The organism is Butyrivibrio sp. (assembly GCF_024699075.1).
This window is the reverse complement of record NZ_JAILQF010000176.1, coordinates 1-5,031: the sequence shown is the minus strand read 5'-3', so window position 1 is coordinate 5,031 and position 5,031 is coordinate 1. Positions and strand designations below refer to the sequence as shown.

4 protein-coding genes are annotated in these 5,031 nt (G+C 36.2%); all 4 read right to left on the bottom strand.

Annotated elements, in window-relative coordinates:
- A partial coding sequence (locus K6G87_RS06925; protein ID WP_296835289.1) for a hypothetical protein occupies positions 1-1,116 on the bottom strand: 1,116 nt, incomplete at its 3' end.
- 99 nt (positions 1,117-1,215) lie between these two features.
- Entirely contained in the window at positions 1,216-2,679 is a 1,464-nt protein-coding gene (locus K6G87_RS06920; protein ID WP_296835287.1) for an MBOAT family O-acyltransferase, read from the bottom strand.
- Positions 2,680-2,706: 27 nt separating this feature from the next.
- On the bottom strand, positions 2,707-3,621 hold the full coding sequence (locus K6G87_RS06915; protein WP_296835285.1) for an alpha-1,2-fucosyltransferase: 915 nt from the start codon (positions 3,619-3,621) through the stop codon (positions 2,707-2,709).
- Positions 3,622-3,764: 143 nt separating this feature from the next.
- The coding region (locus K6G87_RS06910) for a hypothetical protein (protein ID WP_296835283.1) at positions 3,765-5,031 on the bottom strand (1,267 nt) is incomplete at its 5' end.

The following is a 5,031-nucleotide window of genomic DNA, read 5'->3' as shown; positions in this document are numbered from 1 at the left end:
GGCACTATAAGCATTGTCAGCTGACTCAACAAGTGATGACTCTGCTTCATGACTTTGAGCTACTCTGTCTGACCATATACTATAGCTACTATCTGCTCTATGATCTGTGAGTATATCTCCTTCATTATCAGCAAGCCACTTCCCAAGATATGCAGATACTCTGTTCATACCACCAACATTAAGGTGACCGGAATCATTAAGATCTGTATAGAGATTAACAATGCTTGTATCCTGAATCATATTAAGACATGGTATTCCATACTCAGCAGAAATTGCTTCTGTAGTAGCTGCAGCTGCCATATCCTGAGACTCTACTTCAGCAAGGGGAAGGAACATAGTAACCACTTCTATTCCGCGTAACTGACATTCTTCTATTATCTTCCTTAAATACTTCATGCTTACAGTCTCTTCTGTAAATCCGGATGTTTCTTCTGCAAGAGTATATGTGCCATGAACAAGAGTCCTCTTTTCACAACCCATAAGAAGATTCCTGTCGCTTGTACCATTAAGCCTTAAGAAATCGTTATTATCAAGTTCAGTCCATCTCTCATGATAAAGCTCAAAATCAAAGAGAAAGTCCTGATGAAGGTCTGTATCGTATATAAGATCTTCAATAGCAGCTTTCTTGACATCAGAATATGGCCAGCAGTCCATATTGAGATGAAGCTGTTCTACTGATGTGTTAAGATCATCTGCTGTAGCATTTTCATCCATAACATCAATATACTGGTAATTCTTCTCAAGCATGTATGCATCTACAAATACAACCTTGGGATTACAATACTGAAGAGCCATCATTAGCTCCCAATAGGTAGTAGACATAACACTTCCATGTCCGCCCATGTTATAGCCTGTGTACCCGTACTGTTCAAATATCTGTACAGGATTTACACCATTTATGACATGTGAAGATCCCAGATACAGAACATCTATCTGATCTGCTACGTCAAAAAAGTCTGCGTACTTCTCATAGCTTTCTTTCCTTTGAACCACCTTAAATACTGCCTGCATAATGATAGCAGCTATAGCTATAAGCGCTATAGCTTTTACTATGAATAGTACTAGGTTTTGTGACTTATTATTTTTATTTCCAACTTGCTCTTTTATATCAGCCATTTTGGTCCTCATATATTGATCTATATTTTCTCGTATAGAATATTAGTCAATTATTATAAGCATTGACGAAGCTCTAAAGTATTAATTATTACATGCTATTTAAAACTGAACATATATAAAGCTTGTAGCATCATATCCGTGTCCCCATACTCCGCATACGCTGATAAGGACAAGTGCTCCTATATAAATACACCATCTGATCCAAAGGCTTTGTCTGGATATGACTCCCGGAATATCACAGCCTTTGCATTTAAAGATATCTGCTATTACCATAATCACAAGGCCTACAATCATAAGATTAAAGTTAGGTCTATCAAGACCAAGTGTATAAAAGGTTCCATCTGTAAATACCCATGGTGTAAACTTCCACATATTCTTCATGATCAAGATGGCTTGGGCAAATGTATCTTTGCCAAAGAATATAAGTGCAAATGCAAAAAGAAAGAAGGTAAATGCTGTCTTAAGTAATCTGTGGGAAAAAGCTTTCCTGTCTATATGAAGTATCTTAACAAACTTATTCCTTAGAGGCATTAGTACCATTCCAATAACCTGGAAAGCTCCGTTCAAAAGGCCCCATACAGCATATGTCCAGGCAGCGCCATGCCACAAGCCGCTAGCAAAGAAAGTTATAAGAATATTAATATACTTTCTAGCCTTACCTTTCCTGTTACCTCCAAGAGAGATATAGATATAATCTCTGAACCAGGTAGAAAGCGATATATGCCATCTGCGCCAAAACTCTGCCACGCTTGTTGAAAGAAATGGAGAATCAAAGTTGTCCATAACCTTGATTCCAAGGACTCTAGCACTTCCTATCGCTATGTTGGAATATCCACCAAAGTCAGTAAATATCTGAACTGCATACATGAGTACTATAACAAATACTACACTTCCACTATAGGCAGAAGGATTAGCATTAACAGTACTTACAAGGACACCGATTCTGTCTGCTACTATCATCTTAAGGAAAAAACCCCAGATTATCTGCAAAAGCCCTTTTCTAACATTGTCCTCATCAAATCCGGGAAGCTTCTCATACTGAGGAATCATATTGCCGGCACGTTCAATAGGACCAGATACTACTGTTGGGAAGAATGATACAAATAAGGCATAATTTACAAGGCTTTTACTTGTTTCAATCTTCTTGTGATATACGTCGATTACATATCCGATCATCTGTAGAAGATAATAGGATATACCAAGAGGCACTATAATGCTCTCAAGTTTAAACTCAGAACTTCCTGTCGCAAGTTCCTGAATATTCCTTATAGTTGTACCAATCATTCCTGTATATTTAAAGTATACAAGGCTTGCTACAAGTAATACTACAGTTGTGACAAGTACTGCTTTCCCATTCTCAGGCTTATTCTCAATAAATCTTGCCGCATAATATGAGATCATTATGCCTATAAGTATCACTATAAGGTACAATGCATCATAACTTGCGTAGAACGCAAAGCTTGCTATAAGAAGCCAATACGGGCGTATCTTCTGCGGCAATATGTAATTAACCAGCGCCACTACCGCAAGAAATATCAAAAAAAACATTGAGCAAATCTGCATAAATTCCTCCGCTCAGGATATTTACATTTAAAATACCCTGTTCCCCTTTTCATCTATAAGAATCCAATCTTTCCAGTAATCTGTCATCTCTCTTGAATTAACTTCCTGATTGTTCCTCATTTTGTAGGTCCTGATCATCTCTTTATCCGAACGCTTATTGAGTCTTGCTCCCCAGAATGAAAATGTGGAGTTAGCACAAATATTGTATCTGCAATGACTCATAAGTTCCATATCAAGAAGGCTATTAACACCATCATTACCTGTTACTATCGTATACCTTGATGTATCGCTGTAGTGTTCACGCGCATACTCAGGATCATTAGAAAATATGAAAAAGTGTGTCTGATAATCCTTATCAAGAATATATCTTATGGCAGCATCATAATAAGCATCTGTAGCAATGCCTCCGTAAAGCGCCTCATTCTCAGGCTGCGTTACATAATCACCACGTCTTAAATGAATGCTGGCTGTATGCCATCCATCCATTCTCCGCATTAATTCTTCATTCCTTTTCTGCATGTCAGGATCAGTGTGCTTTGGAAATACTATCTCATTTTGAAGAAATGGAAGAATGTCAGCATAATACTTGTTACAAAGGAAATACCCTTCAAGATACTTATCTTTAAAACTGTATATCTCCGGATGATACATCTTGGTCTCTTCAAATATCTTCTTAGTAGCAGGTATTAACTTATTAATTACTTTGATAAGCGTGCTTCTATTAGTAAACACGTTTCTTTCTTCATCCGTACATTCTTCAAAATCTATACCATCAAAGTACTTAAGTTCACACTTTCTAGGCGCAAGAAGGCCTTTTTGATTATCCTCATTAAACCAGGAAAGGTCAAGCTTAACTTCCTTTCCAAGACTCTTTAATTTTCTGTACATTGCGTACTGCTGCATCTGATTGCCAAGTCCGCCTGCGACTCTAATGATTAGCATAAATAAAACTCCTAATTAAATAATCTTTATATCTGTTCTGATAATTGCTATGTCAGTAATAATCGTTATTAACAACTAAGTTTAAATAAATCCATATTAACTACTCAGTTTAGTCTAAATTCATTATCTAAATAAACCTATATTCATTTAACAAGTTCATAGAGATAAAATACAGTCTCACTACCACTTTGTTCCCATTTTTCTTCTGCTATAAGCTCATAATGATCATCTATGTTATCAGGAATAGTGTCTCTGACTAGTACAAAATCCGTTTTACCAGTATTAATATATTCTCCCTGCACATCACCCACGTCACTTAATTTGATTGTCTGTGTCTGGAAGAATCTACACGTTGGAACAATACCACAGGTTGTATAAAGTCCCGCATCAAAGCATCCCATATTGATAAGTGTTGGATTCTCAATTCCTGAGTTTTCTACTATATCAGTAAAATGGTATAGCCATATATCATCTCTGTCATACTTCATAAAGAATGTATTCATGGATGTAGTATATGATATGACTGCTGCAAGGGCCACCACACAAGTGGTTACGATGATCTGTACTACATGACTACTTGTATGTGTGGAAGCATTCTTTACATCTGTAGTATCCAGATAAACTGTAGTATTTGTATTATCTGTAACTTCATCATCATTATCTGATGAAACAGGATTTATATCTCCTTTGGTTATCTTCTTCCTTATCGAATATGTAAATATATATTCTACAATACGTCCTATTGCAATCATTCCAAGAATTGTAAAAGTCCATAAAGGAAATGAATAATACTGAAGTTCAACACCACCAATAAATATAATAAGTGCTGTAAATCCAGCAAGCATAACGATGTTGAGCTTTTCGATCCATTTACTCTTCATGACTATAAAGCCAAAACCACCAAGTGCTGCAAGGACTCCGCAATAAGGATTAGACAGCATATGGTTATAGACTATCTTGAGCATATTATATAGTCGCTCTATTAACGGAAGCTTCTCGCTATATACAAATACGTTCAAATATATATATACATGGAACCAATCATATAAGGCACCATTTATAGCAAAATAAATGATCCATGGAATTGTTGCTATAAGCATACCAAGTAAAAAGAGGCATCCGTGTATTACACACCTTTTAAGTCTTATTCCAAGCATAAAGTTCTTATCTTTAGATGTATCAGTCTCATTTGACCTATGCGTAGAACTATTTTCATCTGTTTTCAGATCAGAACTGATGTCAGCTGATTTAGGAACAATAGTAAGGTCTGCTATAAGTATCATTACCATCCAGGCAAAGAAGAATCCAAGCGAATTGAATTTGATATTAAGAACGCATCCTGCAAGTATTCCTCCTATTATCAAGGTTCTATTTGATACAGGCTTTGGATATTCATTCTTAAAATATCTC